Source organism: Pedobacter sp. P26 (assembly GCF_050632135.1).
Lineage (GTDB): Bacteria > Bacteroidota > Bacteroidia > Sphingobacteriales > Sphingobacteriaceae > Pedobacter.
Genome location: NZ_CP192574.1, coordinates 5,945,449 through 5,961,780, shown reverse-complemented (window position 1 = coordinate 5,961,780; position 16,332 = coordinate 5,945,449). Strand labels below are relative to the sequence as shown.

The window sequence follows — 16,332 nt, the reverse complement described above, 5'->3', positions numbered from 1 at the left end:
TACCTTTTAAAATTAAACTTCTTTTTCTTTAAGGCGGATGTAGGTAATCGCCCAGATGATGATGGTGATGATGCTTGTTATCAGTAAAAGTGCCAGCAAAATCCAATCTTTATCATCTTTCCTATAATTGTGATAGTAGGGAACCTTGCCTTCCATTATCCACATCGAAAATTTAACTACCAGGTAAGATGCCAGTCCGATAAAAATCATTAGAGATAATGCTGTTTTAATATAATGGAAACGGTTAAAATAAATCGAACCTAAAAGGAATATACTGTTAACAAGAAATGGAAAAGCAAAAAAGTAACTGCAATATTTTCTGTAGCCCTCATCATTAAATACTTCTTTGGTGATGGATTCGGCTTGCCTGATACCCGGATGATTAAATGCATTAAGATTACTGTTGAGATATTTTACAAAAGCCAGATCTGTTAGATAAAAAATCAATAAATAGCTGAAGAGACTTATTATAGCAGTGTAGGTTACGCCTGCAACGAATTTTTCGAAAGTCGAAGCAGGCGTCATCAATTCTAAAATAGCTCTTGATTTCTGTCCAAGGATATTAAAATAGCTACTGGCTACGATACTGATAAAAACAAATCCTAAAATCAAGAAAAGAGGGTAGCGGAAACGCATATCAAGGTTGCCGTCGTAGTCAAAATTATTGTCTTTAAGAGGCGAGGGTATGCTGTAGCTGTAAAATCCCACCGCAATTCCCAATAAAACCACAAGGCTGATCAGGTAAATTTTTCCAAAATCAAGCCATTGTCTTTTAAGCAATAAGCCAAATCGATTAATATTAAATGTGTTGTTCATCGCTTAACTGAATAGAGGTTTAAATTTGATTTTTTCTGCGAGTATGGCATTAAAAAGTAGCTCCATATCTAATTTGCTTTCTTCCTGGTGATAGTTCGGCATTACAGCGTTATAACCAGAAAGGGATGGCTCAGCATAAATAATGCTGTCATCAATTTCCTTTACTTTTTTAAAGGTTAATTTTGCGGTAATTTCTTCTACTGTTGCTTTAAGGGCAATATCGTTCTCATCAAGCATAATCACCGTGTCGATCAGGTTATCCAGATCCCTAACCTGGTGGGTAGAAATGATAATGCAGCGCTCATCCGTCATGGCCGAAGCCATAATTTTCCTGAACTGTGCTTTTGATGGAATGTCTAAACCATTGGTAGGTTCATCCATAATCACCAGTTTCGCCTGGGTGGCCAGACCGAAAGCGATAATTACTTTTTCTTCTGCCCGTAACTCATATTAATGAGTTTCTGTTCAACCGGAATATCAAATTCTTTGATCAGATTAGTGAAATAATTGTGGTCGAAGTTTTTATAGAAAGGGGCGTTTGCTTTTATATACGCATCAATTTTTACAGATGGCAAATAAAATTCTTCCGGGATAAAACAGATCTGCTCTAAAAGCGCGGGCTGTCTTTTTGCAGGGTCATAACCCATTACCTCCAATGTACCGCTTTGTGCATACACCAAACCGGCGAGATTTTTTAATAATGTCGATTTACCGGCACCGTTTTTACCCAGCAAACCATAAATATGGCCATTGCTTAACCGCATGCTCATATTTTTAAATAATGGCTTATGTTTACTATAGCCAAAATTAAGATTGTTAATGTTGATCATATCTACTGTATTAGTTAAATAATACACTAAAGTATTATCTTATTTTGTTATCTCCAAATTTTTGGAGAAAAAAGTTTGGCGCCAGACGAATAGCGTTGTGGGTTTCCAGTTATATGTCCAACACCTAACGCTCCACACTCGCTCTCCGCCATTGAAAGGTAAAATATCCGTCTAATCATTGTTGCATTAAAACATCCTTAATGTGGAGATTGTATGTTTGTAGTACATCGATATAATATGGATATTAAATGGGCATATCTACTAAGCCGCTTAGCAATTGGTTTAAGTTTTTTCGGACATGGTTTGGTTCGTTTACCAAAACTTGCAGGTTTTAGCCATTGGATGGTCGGGCAATTTTCGAAATCGTATTTGCCTGATGTATGGGTTATTCCCTTCAGTTATATTTTGCCATTTGCCGAATTTATTGTAGGCTTAATGATTATCCTGGGGTTATTTACCAGGCAAGGCTTATTATTTGCAGGAGTGGTTTCGTTAGCGCTGATCTTCGGAACAACAATAATAGAGAATTGGGAGGCACTGCCTTCTCAACTCATCCATGTGGCATTTTTATCGGTGTTACTCGCATACTTACCGCATAACAGTTATGCGGTTGATAAAATCATTAAAAAATAATTTATGGAATACAGAAAAATTGGAAATTCAGATTTAGAGCTTTCAGTAATCACATTTGGCGCATGGGCTGCTGGTGGCTGGATGTGGGGAAGTACAGATAGAAACGATGCAATTAACGCCATTAAAGCCGGTTACGATTTAGGGGTTACTTCAATTGATACCGCACCAATTTACGGTCAGGGGGATAGTGAAGAAATTGTAGGCGATGCCATAAAAGGTATTTCACGCGATAAATTACAAGTGGTAACCAAATTCGGGATGCGCTGGGATCTTGCCAAAGGTGATTTCGGCTTTAAGAGTAAAAACAATGATGGAAAGGAGATCGATATTTATAAATACGCCGGAAAAGAAAGTGTGATTTACGAATGTGAGCAATCTTTAAAACGTCTGGGAACCGATTATATAGATCTTTACCAGATCCATTGGCCAGATGTAACCACACCGATCAGCGAAACTTTTGAAGCGGTGAGCAGGTTGATTGAACAGGGTAAAGTGCGTTATGCAGGCGTATGCAACTATGATGCAGCGCAATTAAAAGAAGCAGATCAAACTTTAGAAATTGTTTCTAACCAGATCCCATTTAGCATGGTAAACCGGGGTGTTGAAGCGGAAACTGTTCCTTATTGCATCGAAAAAATAAATCTGTTCTAGCTTATAGTCCGATGGAGCGCGGTTTACTGACTGGAAAAATGACTGCTGATTATAAATTTGAAGAAGGCGATCACCGCCAGGGAAACAAATTTTTCTCACCTGAAAGTATCGAAAAAACAAATGCGTTTTTGGCTAAAATAAAACCGTTGGCCGATGAGAAAAATGCTACCTTATCTCAGTTGGTGTTACGCTGGACGATTGAACGCCCAGGCATAACCATTGCTTTGGTTGGCGCAAGGAATGAAAAGCAGGCTGTACAAAATGCAGAAGCTATTAACGTAAAATTAAACGCTGAAGAAATTCAGTTCATTAATACCGAACTGCAGCACGCAGGTTTTTAAACTTAAACCGCAAAGAAAAGAAGTAATACGCAAAGGTTAAGGTCTTCAATTTCTTTGCGAAAAAACTTTGCGTCCTTTGCGGTTAAACAAAACAAGATATGTCTAAATTATTTTCTCCTTTTACCATAAAGGATGTAACCTTAAAAAATAGAATTGTGATTTCACCGATGTGCCAATATTCTGCTGTTGATGGTTTTGCTAACGATTGGCACCTGGTGCATTTGGGAAGTCGTGCTGTTGGTGGTGCAGGCTTAATTATCCAGGAAGCTTCTGCAGTAACCGCCGATGGAAGAATCACTTATGCCGATCTGGGGATCTGGAAAGATGAACATGTAGAAAAACTGAAACAGATTGTTTCTTTTATTCATCATAATGGTGCTATCGCAGGTATACAACTGGCACATGCGGGCAGAAAAGCCAGTTGTGAGGTGCCATGGAATGGTGGCGAACAGATTGCCGACGGCGAAAACAGCTGGAAGCCTGTTGGTCCATCGCCAATTCCTTTTAAACAAGGACAGGTTGAACCACACGAATTAACGATATCAGAAATTCAGGATATTGTTTTTGCTTTCAGGGCAGCAGCAAAACGCGCTTTGGATGCAGGTTACAAAGTGGTAGAAATTCACGCGGCACACGGTTATTTATTGCATGAATTTTTTAGTCCGCTGAGTAATAAACGCAATGATGTTTATGGTGGAAGTTTCGAAAACCGGATCCGTTTAGTCATTGATGTGGTTGAGGCGGTACAATCGGTATGGCCTGAAAGCCTGCCGTTATTTGTCCGTATTTCGGCAACCGACTGGACAGAAGGTGGCTGGAACGAAAATGACTCTTTGCAGTTGGCTGCGGTATTAAAAGATCGGGGTGTAGATTTAATTGATACTTCTTCGGGTGGAAATGTGCCTGATGCCTTTATCCCAGCCGGACCAAATTATCAGGTTCCTTTTGCAGATAAAATCAGAAATGAAATCGGCATCTATACGGGGGCAGTAGGTGTAATTGTTGAGGCGCACCAGGCAGAAGAAATTTTGGAGCAGGAAAAAGCAGATTTGATTTTCATTGCCCGCGAATCGTTACGTGATGCTTATTTCCCAACACATGCAGCACAGGTATTAGGCGACAATACGGAATGGCCAAACCAGTACGTAAGGGCCAAAAGGGAAACGTTTAAGAAATAATTGAATGTGCCGTTACCCTGAATTCATTTCAGGGTATTCAACCAGACTTCAATAAAAGAGTCGTCATCTCGACTGAAACGTGGCGGAACGGAGAGATCTATCTTGATAGATTTTGCTTCGCAGAGCCTTCGGGTTCTCGACTTCGTTTCACTCCGCTCGAAATGACGACGGTACTGTATTAACCAAAAAGCGGAGTGATCTCTTCGATCAGCTCCGCTTTTTGGTTGAAATGAAATTAATGAATTTATTTAACCACAGTGAAAGGGATATACAATCCGAAAGTGATGTTTCTGCCAGGGTTGTAAACGCCTAAATTCAGGTTTTCCTGATCAAAACGACCTGGTTTAAACCTGCTTAAAGCATCATAATATTTCTGGTTTAACAGGTTATTAGCCGAAACCGATAATTTAACTGGTTGTTTGCCCAAATTAAATGTAGCACCGATTCCAGCATTTAATAAGGTATAACCGCTGGTTGGCGTTTCAAAAACATCATCCACGCGGGTCTGTTTAAATGCCGAGTTGATCCCTACAGAAAGATAGGCGTCATTTGTGCCTTTAAGTTTAGGCTCGAAACGCAACTCATTTCTCAATGTTCCGGCAGGAATAAATGAAAGCGGTCTGTTTAGGGTATTGTTCTGTGCGTGAACGTATCCAAAAGTATTTTCGAAATGGATAAACGGCACCGGGTGAATGGTTAAACTGGCTTCAGCACCATAAAGATTGGCATTTACCTGTCCGTAGCGGTAAACGTCATAAAGTGTACCATCAGCTACTCTTTGTTCGCCATTGGTAGATGCGTAAATGTAATTGTGGATATAGTTGTTGTAGATACTTGCACTTGCGCTCACAATTTTTCCTTCATATTCTAAAGCAGCATCTACCTGGTAACTGCGTTCAGGGTTTAAGGCAGAGTTACCCACCTCGTATCTAAATGTACCCTCATGCACGCCATTCGAACCTAACTCTGCCGGGTTTGGCGCACGGAAAGCCGAACCTGCATTGGCTTTAAAGTTCAGTTCATCAGTAAATTGATGCGTAAAACCCAATGCACCGCTTACATTAGAAAACTTGTTTTTAAACGGTGCAAATTTTTCTTCGCCATCATCAAAAAGTTGCTTTCCGTTATTTTTTCTAAAATCGTAACGGGCACCAATACTAAATGTACTGTTTTCCCAGTTTTTCTTTGCGTAAGCAAAAGCGCCTAAACCAAAAGTATTGTAAGCAGGGATTAAAAACTCTGTTCCTTTATTTTGGCTATGGCCATCATCTACACTTATACCAAAAACGGGTTGCCATCCATTGGTTTCGTGGATATAATATTTCAGATCTGCATTGTACGTTTTAAGATCGAAGAATAAAGCTGGGTCTGGTCCGTCTAACTCTCGGCGTTGGTTCTGCTGATAGCCAAAATCAGCTTTTAAATTGCCATTACCCAAAATAAAATTGTTGTTCAACGCAATTTTATAATGCCTGATATCCTGACGTGGATATTCTAAAGTACGGTTTTTATAATCATCGTTGGTAAATGCACTACCATCTTCTTTAACAAAATTTCCGTTGTCATCTAAGGTTGGCTCGTAAAAACCAATGTTGTTGCGGAAACTTGAAACGTTCAAGTGGGTATACCCCCAGCTTTTATTTAACCCCACCATACCACTTAAATCGGTTTCGTTAAAGCCAGAATTTGGGAAATAACCTGTAGGTGTTTTAAAAGAATAAGCATTTTTATAGGTTCCACGGGCTCTCCAAACAAAACCGTTTTCGTTACCGTTTAACATTAAGGAGTTGGCGGTAAGTCCGTTGTTGGTAGAGTAGTTACTAATAAATTCACCTTTTATCTGTCCTTCTGGTGCTGAACTAGGCTCTAATAAGTTAATTACACCGCCTAATGCGTCCGAACCATACATTAATGATGCTGCGCCACGTAAAACTTCGATTCGGTCTGATTTAAACTGATCGATTTCGATGCCATGTTCGTCGCCCCATTGCTGGCCCTGTTGTTTAATTCCGTCATCTAAAGTTACAATCCTGTTGTAGCCTAAACCTCTTATTACCGGTTTGGAAATAGAAGGTCCGGTAGTGATCTGCGATACTCCGGGGATTTTAGTTAATGCGTCTATTAAATTGGTAGAAGGCTGCAATAACTGATCTTTGCCTACTATCGCCGACGAAGCACTATTTCGTTTGCTGGTACTACTGATTAAACTTCCTGTGATTACGATTTCCTTTGTTTCTATTGCAGTAGGTTGTAAAGAAAATTCTAAACCGGCTGCGCTGGCAAAGTTTACCACTTGCGTAGCGGTTTTGTAGCCTACGTAATGTACTTCTACCAGGTAACTCCCTTTTGAGGGAAGGTTGTTTAAAGTAAATTCTCCATCATTGTTAGTTACGGCCGAAACCTTTAAATCCGGAATAAAAATGGTTGCCCCTGGTAAAGTTTGTTTTGTGCTGGCATCAATAACCCTGCCTTTTATATCTTTTAAAACGGCAGCGAAAACAGTGCTGCTTAATAACGTAAATAGCATTACCAAGCCGATAAGCTGTAATTTTTTCATGTGTTGGGTGTAAATAAAAATGATCAGAAAGCCCGATACATAGCCTGTTTGAAGCTAGGTTTAGGTTTCATGTAAATAAAAATTGGTTTAGCGCGCTTGCGCTTAGAAATGAAAAAATTAAGCTAAAGGAGGGCCGCGTAAGCAGGTACGCTTTATTTCGGTAAAAGCATTCTTTAACGTAGGTTCGGTACGGTTAAAGATTTTAGCTGATAAAAAAATCCTATAAATGTGGTGTGTTTGCACATAGTTTTTTTCAAAACTAGCATTACAGATTAAACAGGTATCGCCATGAGCCTGTACGTGGCTAACATGTTTACAGTTGACCTCTTTCTCCACAACAGGAAGAGGATTATGATGGTGAAATACACTCCATGGAGTTAAAGCAATAGCAAATACGATCAGCATAAATGCCGATAAATATTTCTGAATGTTTAGTCTATGCTTTTTCAACAGGTCAAAAGTAGTAATTCCTGAGCAATTATATATATATGAAAAGTAACATTACTTTTATAAGTGCACTAACCAACAATTTTCGCAAAGGTTTGAGACTAAAACTAATCACTAATGAAATTTATCAGGAAAAATATATTCAATACTTTATTTGTCATTTTCCTATTGGTAATTGTTTTTGTACCCGATGCAAAAGCATTTTTGATTAAAGGCTTGATGGAGATTGGTTTTTATAAACCCAACGTTGAAACGCCAAAAGAAAATGTTGCAAGTCTCAATGGGATCCAGTTTAAAGATGTAAAAGGGAATCTCATTGATCTTGGCGATTTAAAAGGCAAAGTTATTTTCCTCAACTTTTGGGCAACCTGGTGCCCGCCATGTAGGGCCGAAATACCTTCGATTTACAAGCTTTACACACAATTTAAAGACGATAAAGATGTAGTATTCATTTTTGCTGATGCTGACGGAGATTTTGCTAAATCGGGCAAGTTTATGTCCGACAGCAAATACACAATGCCAATCTATAAATTAGAAAGTGATATTCCGGAAAAAGTATTTGCCGGTGCCTTACCTACAACTGTTGTTTTTGATAAGCAGGGCAGGCTATCATTCAGACATGAAGGCGTCGCAAATTATGCCGATCAAAAGATCATTGATTTCATCAATAAATTAAAAAGTAGCCGTTAGCTTCTGTTAAGCTTAAACTTTTCTAAATCATCCAGCATCAAATTTGATGAAGAAATAATATTTGTTTTATAATAGTTAGCCATGCAAAAAGAATTTAAAATTGAACGTTTAGATAATCAATTCTGTGAAGCGATTATCGGGTTGATTCTGCCTATACAGCAAATAGAATTTAATGTAGCTATCGATCTGGCCGCACAACCCGATTTGTTGGATATCGAAAAAAATTACGATGGTACTGGAGGCGCATTCTGGGGTGCCAGGCTAAACGGTGAACTTATTGGTACCATTGCCGTAATTGCACAACCCGATCATCATGCCGGTGCCATCAGAAAGATGTTTGTTAAAAAAGAATTCCGTGGAAAAGAGCTGGGGATAGCCCAGGCTTTATTAAAAACCCTTATCGGATATTGCGCAGATAATAACCTGGATAAGGTATATTTGGGTACCAAAAATATATTGCAGGCTGCCTGCCGCTTTTACGAACGTAATGGATTTAAACAAGTGGTTATGGAAGATCTTCCGGTTTATTTTCCCCGCATGGCTGTAGACAACGTTTTTTATAGTCTGGATTTAAAATCTGTTTATGGAACAAAATGTAATTGATGCTTCTGGCTTACTGGCTATTTCTACACGTTTACAACGGCTCAGCGACCAGATCCGTAAGGACGGATTGTTGATTTACAAAGCATTCGGGATCGATTTTCAACCTAAATGGTTCCCGGTGCTGTATACTTTATATAAAAAATCGACCATGAGCGTCGTTTCTCTTTCTGATGAAATCGGTTATGCCCATCCTTCTACCATCAGTTTGTTAAAGGAACTGGAGAAAGAGAAACTCATCCGTTCTAAAAAGGATAAGATTGATACCCGTAAACGCCTGGTAGAACTTACCGAAAAGGGCAAAACGCTACTGTCAACCATGGAACCGGTTTGGGAAGTGATTATTAAAGCCACAGCAGAGATTACAAATACAGAAAATAACCTGATGAAAGCCATAAATGAGGTAGAAGCCGCACTACAGGAGAAAAGCTTTTTGCATAGGGCAGAGGTTTATATTAAAAAATGATTGAGTGAGCCATTGATTGAATGATTGAATTTTGAAAGGGGTTAACCAATGATTTTACTATTTTTGCTGCCATGATTTCATTTTTCGAGGCTTCGCTTAAACAACTTTCCATCCACCACACCGGTAATAAACTGGTTGAAGAGTATTACAAATTATCTGATGCCCCGTTAAAAATCGAGGATAAATTATTAGGAAACCTGCTGATGCAGTATTTCTTAAAGCCTTTCGAAAAAGTTAATGAAGTTTACCGTTTTTATCACCCTAACGATAATTTACAACTGAACGAAGTATTCCATTTTGCACATGAGATTTTTGAAAACAATGTGCTTTTTCATGAAGACTCGCAGCAACTCGCCAAATATTTATACGATGTGGCCAACCACCCCAAAATTAAATCGGGTGAATTGTATGTGGCTTATTTCGAAAAAGTGCAGATAGAAGGCGAGCAGTTGGATGTTTTAGGGATTTTTAAATCGGAAACTAAAGATACCTACCTAAAGGTTTACCCCGAGCTGGATGGTTTTAACATGAGTTACGAGCAGGATGCCATCAGCATTAATAAATTGGATAAGGGCTGCTTGATTTTTAATGTAGAAAAGGAAGAAGGTTATAAGGTAGTGGTGCTGGATCAATCTAAAAGCAGCAACGATTCTGCTGTTTACTGGAAAGATGAATTTCTTAAATTAAAAATCAGGAACGATAGTTATAACCAGACCAATAACGTTTTGGGCGTTTACAAAAACTTCGTGACGCAGAAACTGGATGATGATTATGAAATCAGCAAAGCGGATAAAATCGATCTTTTAAACCGTTCGATGAAATACTTCAAAGAGAAGGAAACTTTTGATATCGAAGAATTCGGGAATGAGGTAATCGGTAATGCAGAAGGGATCGAATCGTTTAAGAACTATAAGAAGAACTACGAAGAGGAGTTTGAAAGTCCGATTGCCGATCATTTTGAGATCGCCGAATCTGCCGTTAAAAAACAGGCCCGGGCTTATAAAAGTGTGTTAAAATTGGATAAAAACTTCCACATCTATATCCATGGCAATAAAGACATGATCGAGAAAGGTTACGACGATGATAAATCGATGAACTTTTACAAGGTGTATTTTAGGGAAGAAGAGTAGCATTAGTCCTGAGTCTCTTGGCGATCGTCAATTTTGGACTAATGTTAAAAAAACCAATTCCTCGGTCTGTGTCTCCACCAATGCTATTAACTTAATGCTGCCACCTTTTTCTGAATAGATTCCAAAAAAGTCTTTTATCTGAGTAATTGTCGAAATATTATACTTAACAGATTCCTTAAAAAGGTTTAATAGTTTGATTTTCAAATATTTACATGTATATAGAATTGGATTGATTGGGAACAGATCAAGGGAGAGTTATAGTCGGATCTTCATTTCAACTGAAGTGCAGCGAAATGGAGAAATCTTTTAATATAGTCCAAATATTTCTCCACTGCGCCAGAAATGACCATAAAAATCACCCCTAATTCTTCATCCTTCCCTGTTCTGCTTCGGTACCTGTTGAGCGTCTACGGGCAGGTTTAATCTCATTTTTGCCAAAACGGTAAGTAAAGCTGATTCTGCCAATGCGTGTTTCATTTTTTTGATGTAACGAGTAGGTTAAACCAGGATAGGCGCTTGATAAATTATTTTCAGACATATTAAATACATCTGATAAGGCCAGCTTCAAACTTGCTTTTTTGTTAAACAGCGATTTACTCAAACCTGCATCAATATAGTAACGGGCTTTTAAACTTAGCGTTCCATAATCCAGCGGCGATTCGTAGCTACCGTTTATTTCCGCTGTAAAACCGTCCATAATGGTAAAGGTTTGCTGCGATTTAAATTGGAAAGATGTTTTTCCGGTTTTTAAAGCACTCCCGGCCAGGTCTGGTGCTTCAAAACTGAGATAAAAAACATTTAAGTTATTATTGGTCTGCCACCATTTCGTAAGCTGAACGGGTATATTTAAATTGGCATTGTAGCTGATGTTTGTGGCAATATTTGCATTGGTTTGATATAAAGATTGATTTGCTGCATCTGGCAAAATTACCTCAGCAATTACATCGTTAATCCTGCTATAGCCTATAGAGAGCATATACTTTTGCAACAGGGTATAACTGAGCTCAAAATTGTGTGTATACTGTGGGTTTAAAAATGGATTCCCTTTGCTATAGGTAAATTCATCTAAGTAATAAATAAATGGATTTAAAGCATCATAACTGGGGCGGTCTATCCTTCTGCTATAAGAAAACCCTAACTGATTGTTTTTTGAAAGCGTTTGCTGAACAAATAACGTTGGAAAGAAATCCCAGTAATTTCGTTCCACAACGGTATTTTTAGTAATTAAATTTCCTTTCGAATTGGTTTGCTCAACCCTTAAACCAATCTGTACACTGGTATTTTTAAACTGTTTATTTATATTGGTATAAGCCGCATTTACATTTTCATCGTATACAAATTGATTGCTTCTTTTAACATCATTCTTCCACAAATCATTTACATACACTTCTGCCTGGAGATCGTTATCCGTTTCAACCCAGCTGCTTTTAACCCCAGCTTCAAGTTTAACCGTTTTGTTTAGCGAAACATTATAATCGATTTTAAATGCCTTGATGTCAATAATCGAAGGGGTGCTGTTCCTGGTATATATGACCGGGCGGATTCTGTCTCCATTTTGAAACCGATAATCGTTTTCATAATTAGAACCATCGTTTCCTTTGTATTTGGAATAATCTACATCTGCCGAAATTTCTGAACCCGCAGTATCCAGAACAGATTTATAATTTAAGTTATAAGAAACGTTATTGTATTTGTTTGCCTGCAATGAGTTGGTTATCAGGCTGGAATCTGCTCTTTGAAAAGACGGACCAATTAATGTATTGTTTGCGGAAGCTTCGGTGCCATGGTTGAAATATCCATTTACCAATATACCAATAGTGTTTTTCTTATCGATAAAATAGTCTAAGCCTGCTTTAAGGTTATTGTTATATTGTTTTCTTTTGCTCTCACCTACCTGCATAAAGTAAATATCGGGTGTACCATTCGAAATCCGGTCGATAGAGATCAGATTATCACGCTCAAACTTGCCATAGTTGTAGTTGCCAAAAAGATTAAGTTTCTGTGTACGGTGGTTCAGGTTTAAACCTGCATTTCCCCTTAGGTTTTTACCATATCCTAAAGATCCGTTTATACTGCCATTTGTTCCGCCATTTTTGTTTTTCTTCGTTTTGATGTTTATAATTCCTGAATTACCTGAAGCATCATATTTGGAAGATGGATTGGTAATCAACTCAATGCTTTCTATGTCTGAACTCTGCATATTCCGTAGCAGGTTGGCTACATCGGCACTACTCATATAAGTTTGCTTGCCATCCAATTGAATTAAGACACCCTGTTTGCCCATCATCGAAATTTTATCGTTTTGATCTACCGTTACGCCTGGTGCTTTTTGTAAAATTTCCAGCGCGGTTGAACCTGTCATAATCGAACTATTGGAAACGTTCATCACGATTTTATCCATTTTTCTTTCGATTAATGGCTTGGTTATCGCTACATTCACTTCTTTTAAGTTTTGAGTGCTTGCAACAAGCTGTGCCGTTCCGAAATCTACTTTTTGATTATCTTCTGTTAAAACAATGGTTTTACTTCTAAGCGTTTTATAACCCATGTTACTGGCTTTATAATAATAGCTCCCCTTACCCGAAACATTGAAATTAAATTTTCCGCTTGGATCGGTAAATGCTGTTTTAACCACGCTGGAATCTGATGCTTTAAAGAGTACGACGGTAACATAATCTGCAGGTTTTTTGGTCTCATCTAAAATTACCCCACTAATATTCGGTTTAGCATTTGTTTGCGCAAAACCTATTGTGACATTTAAAAGAAGTGTAAGGGTTAATATTATTTTGTATAGTGTTTTCATATTTAGGTGTTTATTCTTAAAAAAATGGGCAAAAAGCTTTCTATAACGCATGTACATGCGCTTTCAATTTAATTGCCTTCTTATTTTAAAGTTTAGTCCGGAAACGAAAGATTCCCATGATTGTGTTATAAGTAAGACGACCGTTTTTTAAAAAGGTTACAAGGATTTAAAAAAAGTCCGAAGTTGGGAGTCTGAAGTCAGGAATAAATTACACTGTAACTCCAATATGGTCGTCATGGTGAGGATTAATTTATTGTATAGATCAATATAAATGACATGCCTGTTAAGGCATCGCCATTCCCAACTCGATTGGGAATCTTAATGCCGTGGTAGGGTTTTAGGTAGCATTAAGATTTCCGCCTGTGCGAGAATGATGATCCTTCTTTGCTATTGGTAAAGAACTTTTTAATGGACCCTGTCAGTTAATCAATTAAACAGTTTAAAAAATTAACCCTTGCTCATAAATTAACCAATGACCAATGAATCAAACTAAAAAAGCCATAGATAACAAGTTCGTACCTGCACATCTATGGCTTTAAATTCCTGAGTAAAAGTGAATCTTTTATTTTACCCCAAGTACATCAACGCCTTGTTCGAAAACAACATCAACAGGAATATTCTTTTTAGTCAACCGTTCCAAATCTGTTTGAAGTTCTGTATGGATAACCGCTTTTTCTTTTTGTGCTTTTTCTACTGCGGCTTTATCGCCATTACCTTGAAGCGTAAGAATAAATGCACTTAAATCATTCATAGCTGTAGCAAATTTTTCGAAGTTTACTTTGTAAGTGCCTTTAGCCGTACGCTCAAAAGCTCCTTTTTCCTGAAAATAATTAAAGCACTGCATATTCGCTTTTCCGTGTGCTTCAGAAACACCAAAGCGAACTGAACGTAAAATGCCAGCCATAAATGTGGTATAATAATCTTTTATATCACCTTTTAACTCACCTTTTTTAAGTAAGCCGGTTACCATATATAAACCTAAAATATCGGCTTTGCCTTCTTCCAGCCAGCTATATTGTTCTTTTAATGCGGCACGTACAAAGCCTTTTCCGGTAATGGTTTTTTAATCCCTAAGCCATGTGCTACTTCGTGGAACATTACGTTTGCAAAAAAAGCGTCAAATTTAATGTATTGCTGTTGATCTGTGTCGATCAGCTCTTTTGAAATCGGCACTAAAATTTTATCAAATTTCGCCTGCATTGCATTTTTCAGCTGCGAACGGCGCGTGCCCTTTTCCTGTTGAATTTTTTCGTCATTCGGGAGATTAACGGCGATGGTTTTCGATCCCGCATTACAGTCTCCCGCATAATAAACCACGTCATAAGCATTTAATTCAGAGTCAGTTCCGGGCGTTTCTGCTTTGTATTTTGCTGCAACGGGCAGGTTTTTCTGTAATTCGGGAAGCATTTTTACATACTTCGCCAGGCGTTTGCTCCACTCTTTATCTTTGATTAAAACATAAGCTTCGTAACTGGTGCGGGCATTAAACAGCTTATCCTCGTAATTTTCAATCGGGCCGATAATAATATCCAGACCGTTGTTTTTCATATCCAGCCAGGCATAATCACTTGCAGTAAAATTATCTGTTACCAAAGCATCGGCCCTTAAGTTTAAATATTTTTTAAGCCGGCATCCTCAGCAATCAGAGCGGCCTGTTTTAACAAAGAACTTACTTTTTGTAACTCTGCAGCATACAATACATGATAGGGTACTGTTGATAATTTGCCAGTACTGTCTTTTTGAACGACAGAATATGCCCCGAACTTATCAGCAAGGTCCGATTTCTCTATGGCTTCTTTTGTAATTCCGTATGGATAAAAAGATGCTCCTTCCGGTTTTGGGCCAACACCTGCGACAAAAGGTTTATCATTATTTAATCTATCCCACGGGCCATAATTGATATTAACAAAATCGCGTGTTTTTTCATCTTTAATGGTTGCGAGCAAGCTATCTCTTTGCGGGTAGGCTTGTTTCCAATATAATTGATCCATAATTTCTGCTGCCTGAATTAATAAAGGCAAAATTTTACGGTCGTTAACACTTAACTCATTAATATTGGTGGTTAATTTTACCCTTTCGTAAATAGGCAGGCGTTGAGCAACATAATTGATCAGACTATCTTTTTGTACTACTATAGCTTTTTCATCCTTAGATTTATTATTGCCGGTACAAGACGATAAAGCGCCTACAGAGATGGCTACTGCAGATAAAAATAGGCCTGATTTGTATAAATTCTTCATATTAAAGTATATGGCCGCTAAATTAGTAAATTTTGAAAGCTTTGTATAAAGTTTGATGCATTGGGCGAAGTTTAAGATAACTTTGTAACTTCAACTTGCTAACAATTCATACCATGTTATTTTCCAGGTCATCAAAATCATTATCTATTTTCGCCTTTTCCATTGTACTTATTCTATTTGCCTGCGGAAGCAGCAAATACGCCGCAACAGAAAAAATCTATAAGGAAAAGGCAAAGGGTTTTTCGAAAATAATCAACACCACGCCACCAATTGGTCAACTTTACGATTCATTAGGACCAACAAACCAGGAATGGATTGGTTCTGTAAATTTTGGGATACGTAAGCCAAATTTTGTGGTGATTCACCATACCGCTCAGGATAGTTTGGCACAAACTATAAAAACATTTTTCTCAACTAAAGCAGGTACCAGTGCGCATTATGTGATTGGTCGCGATGGAAAAGTAGTGCACATGGTTAATGATTATTTACGTGCAAACCATGCTGGTGTAAGTAAATGGGGAAAAGATACCGACCTGAATTCTTCATCAATTGGCATTGAACTGGATAATAACGGCTTAACAGATCCCTGGCCTGATGCTCAGATCAACAGCTTGTTAAAGTTGTTGGCTACTTTAAAGAAAAATTACGGGATCCCTACTGCAAATTTTATCGGCCATGCTGATATTGCACCTAAACGTAAAAACGATCCAAAAAACTTCCCCTGGAAAAAAATGGCCGATAAAGGTTTTGGTTATTGGTATGATGATGTGCTGAAAAACCCACCAGCAGATTTTAATACCGAAATGGCACTAAAGTATATCGGTTACGATACAAGCAATCTGCCAGCAGCAATTACCGCTTTCAAAATCCATTTTATCCAGAGTGATATTACGCCGACCTTAACACCAGTAGATATATTGGTACTGTATAATGTATATACGAAGTATTAA

The 16,332-nt window shown here is 38.0% G+C and carries 16 protein-coding genes and 1 pseudogene; 8 read left to right on the top strand and 9 right to left on the bottom strand.

Annotated elements, in window-relative coordinates; all coding sequences use genetic code 11:
• Positions 1–12: 12 nt before the first annotated feature.
• The 3 genes from ACQ86H_RS27765 to ACQ86H_RS27755 are packed head-to-tail and all read right to left on the bottom strand — an operon-like array spanning position 13 to position 1,646.
• Positions 13–816, bottom strand: a complete 804-nt coding sequence (locus ACQ86H_RS27765; RefSeq protein WP_431293184.1) for a hypothetical protein — start codon at positions 814–816, stop codon at positions 13–15.
• A gap of 3 nt (positions 817–819) precedes the next feature.
• On the bottom strand, positions 820–1,197 hold the full coding sequence (locus ACQ86H_RS27760; protein WP_431293183.1) for a hypothetical protein: 378 nt from the start codon (positions 1,195–1,197) through the stop codon (positions 820–822).
• A 41-nt stretch (positions 1,198–1,238) separates the two neighbouring features.
• Positions 1,239–1,646 (bottom strand): ATP-binding cassette domain-containing protein, encoded by a 408-nt coding sequence (locus ACQ86H_RS27755; RefSeq protein WP_431293182.1) that lies wholly within the window; start codon positions 1,644–1,646, stop codon positions 1,239–1,241.
• A gap of 213 nt (positions 1,647–1,859) precedes the next feature.
• Here ACQ86H_RS27755 and ACQ86H_RS27750 point away from each other — a divergent pair, with 213 nt between their 5' ends.
• The 3 genes and pseudogenes from ACQ86H_RS27750 (at position 1,860) to ACQ86H_RS27740 (ending at position 4,449) form a co-directional block, all read left to right on the top strand.
• On the top strand, positions 1,860–2,279 hold the full coding sequence (locus ACQ86H_RS27750) for a DoxX family protein (protein ID WP_431293181.1): 420 nt from the start codon (positions 1,860–1,862) through the stop codon (positions 2,277–2,279).
• Positions 2,280–2,282: 3 nt separating this feature from the next.
• Positions 2,283–3,271: pseudogene (locus ACQ86H_RS27745) on the top strand (aldo/keto reductase).
• Positions 3,272–3,369: 98 nt separating this feature from the next.
• Positions 3,370–4,449, top strand: a complete 1,080-nt coding sequence (locus ACQ86H_RS27740) for an NADH:flavin oxidoreductase/NADH oxidase (RefSeq protein WP_138819475.1) — start codon at positions 3,370–3,372, stop codon at positions 4,447–4,449.
• 244 nt (positions 4,450–4,693) lie between these two features.
• Here the strand turns inward: ACQ86H_RS27740 and ACQ86H_RS27735 are convergent, their stop codons facing one another.
• Together ACQ86H_RS27735 and ACQ86H_RS27730 are read right to left on the bottom strand one after the other, a co-directional pair.
• Positions 4,694–7,006, bottom strand: a complete 2,313-nt coding sequence (locus ACQ86H_RS27735; protein WP_431293180.1) for a TonB-dependent receptor — start codon at positions 7,004–7,006, stop codon at positions 4,694–4,696.
• Between the two features lie 117 nt (positions 7,007–7,123).
• Entirely contained in the window at positions 7,124–7,456 is a 333-nt protein-coding gene (locus ACQ86H_RS27730) for a hypothetical protein (protein ID WP_431293179.1), read from the bottom strand.
• A gap of 114 nt (positions 7,457–7,570) precedes the next feature.
• Between ACQ86H_RS27730 and ACQ86H_RS27725 the strand changes: the two genes are divergently transcribed.
• The 4 genes from ACQ86H_RS27725 to ACQ86H_RS27710 all read left to right on the top strand — a co-directional run bounded on the left by ACQ86H_RS27725 (position 7,571) and on the right by ACQ86H_RS27710 (position 10,339).
• Complete coding sequence (locus ACQ86H_RS27725; RefSeq protein WP_431293178.1) at positions 7,571–8,143, top strand: TlpA family protein disulfide reductase; 573 nt, start codon at positions 7,571–7,573, stop codon at positions 8,141–8,143.
• Between the two features lie 81 nt (positions 8,144–8,224).
• Positions 8,225–8,746, top strand: a complete 522-nt coding sequence (locus tag ACQ86H_RS27720) for a GNAT family N-acetyltransferase (protein WP_431293177.1) — start codon at positions 8,225–8,227, stop codon at positions 8,744–8,746.
• Positions 8,727–9,209: a MarR family winged helix-turn-helix transcriptional regulator gene (locus ACQ86H_RS27715; protein WP_138819480.1), complete on the top strand. Its 483-nt coding sequence runs from the start codon at positions 8,727–8,729 to the stop codon at positions 9,207–9,209. Before ACQ86H_RS27720 ends, ACQ86H_RS27715 begins: the two co-directional genes overlap by 20 nt.
• A 71-nt stretch (positions 9,210–9,280) precedes the next feature.
• Complete coding sequence (locus tag ACQ86H_RS27710; RefSeq protein WP_138819481.1) at positions 9,281–10,339, top strand: nucleoid-associated protein; 1,059 nt, start codon at positions 9,281–9,283, stop codon at positions 10,337–10,339.
• 361 nt (positions 10,340–10,700) lie between these two features.
• Here the strand turns inward: ACQ86H_RS27710 and ACQ86H_RS27705 are convergent, their stop codons facing one another.
• The 4 genes from ACQ86H_RS27705 to ACQ86H_RS27690 form a co-directional block, all read right to left on the bottom strand.
• Positions 10,701–13,142, bottom strand: a complete 2,442-nt coding sequence (locus ACQ86H_RS27705; RefSeq protein WP_431293176.1) for an outer membrane beta-barrel protein — start codon at positions 13,140–13,142, stop codon at positions 10,701–10,703.
• A 562-nt stretch (positions 13,143–13,704) separates the two neighbouring features.
• Positions 13,705–14,112: a hypothetical protein gene (locus ACQ86H_RS27700; protein WP_431293175.1), complete on the bottom strand. Its 408-nt coding sequence runs from the start codon at positions 14,110–14,112 to the stop codon at positions 13,705–13,707.
• 53 nt (positions 14,113–14,165) lie between these two features.
• Positions 14,166–14,735 carry a dipeptidyl-peptidase 3 family protein gene (locus ACQ86H_RS27695; protein ID WP_431293174.1) on the bottom strand — a complete coding sequence of 190 codons (570 nt, stop codon included), beginning with the start codon at positions 14,733–14,735 and terminating at the stop codon, positions 14,166–14,168.
• Positions 14,736–14,752: 17 nt separating this feature from the next.
• The gene (locus ACQ86H_RS27690; protein WP_431293173.1) at positions 14,753–15,382 is read right to left on the bottom strand and encodes a hypothetical protein; all 630 of its coding nucleotides are present in this window, start codon (positions 15,380–15,382) and stop codon (positions 14,753–14,755) included.
• Between the two features lie 113 nt (positions 15,383–15,495).
• Here ACQ86H_RS27690 and ACQ86H_RS27685 point away from each other — a divergent pair, with 113 nt between their 5' ends.
• Positions 15,496–16,332, top strand: a complete 837-nt coding sequence (locus ACQ86H_RS27685) for an N-acetylmuramoyl-L-alanine amidase (RefSeq protein WP_431293172.1) — start codon at positions 15,496–15,498, stop codon at positions 16,330–16,332.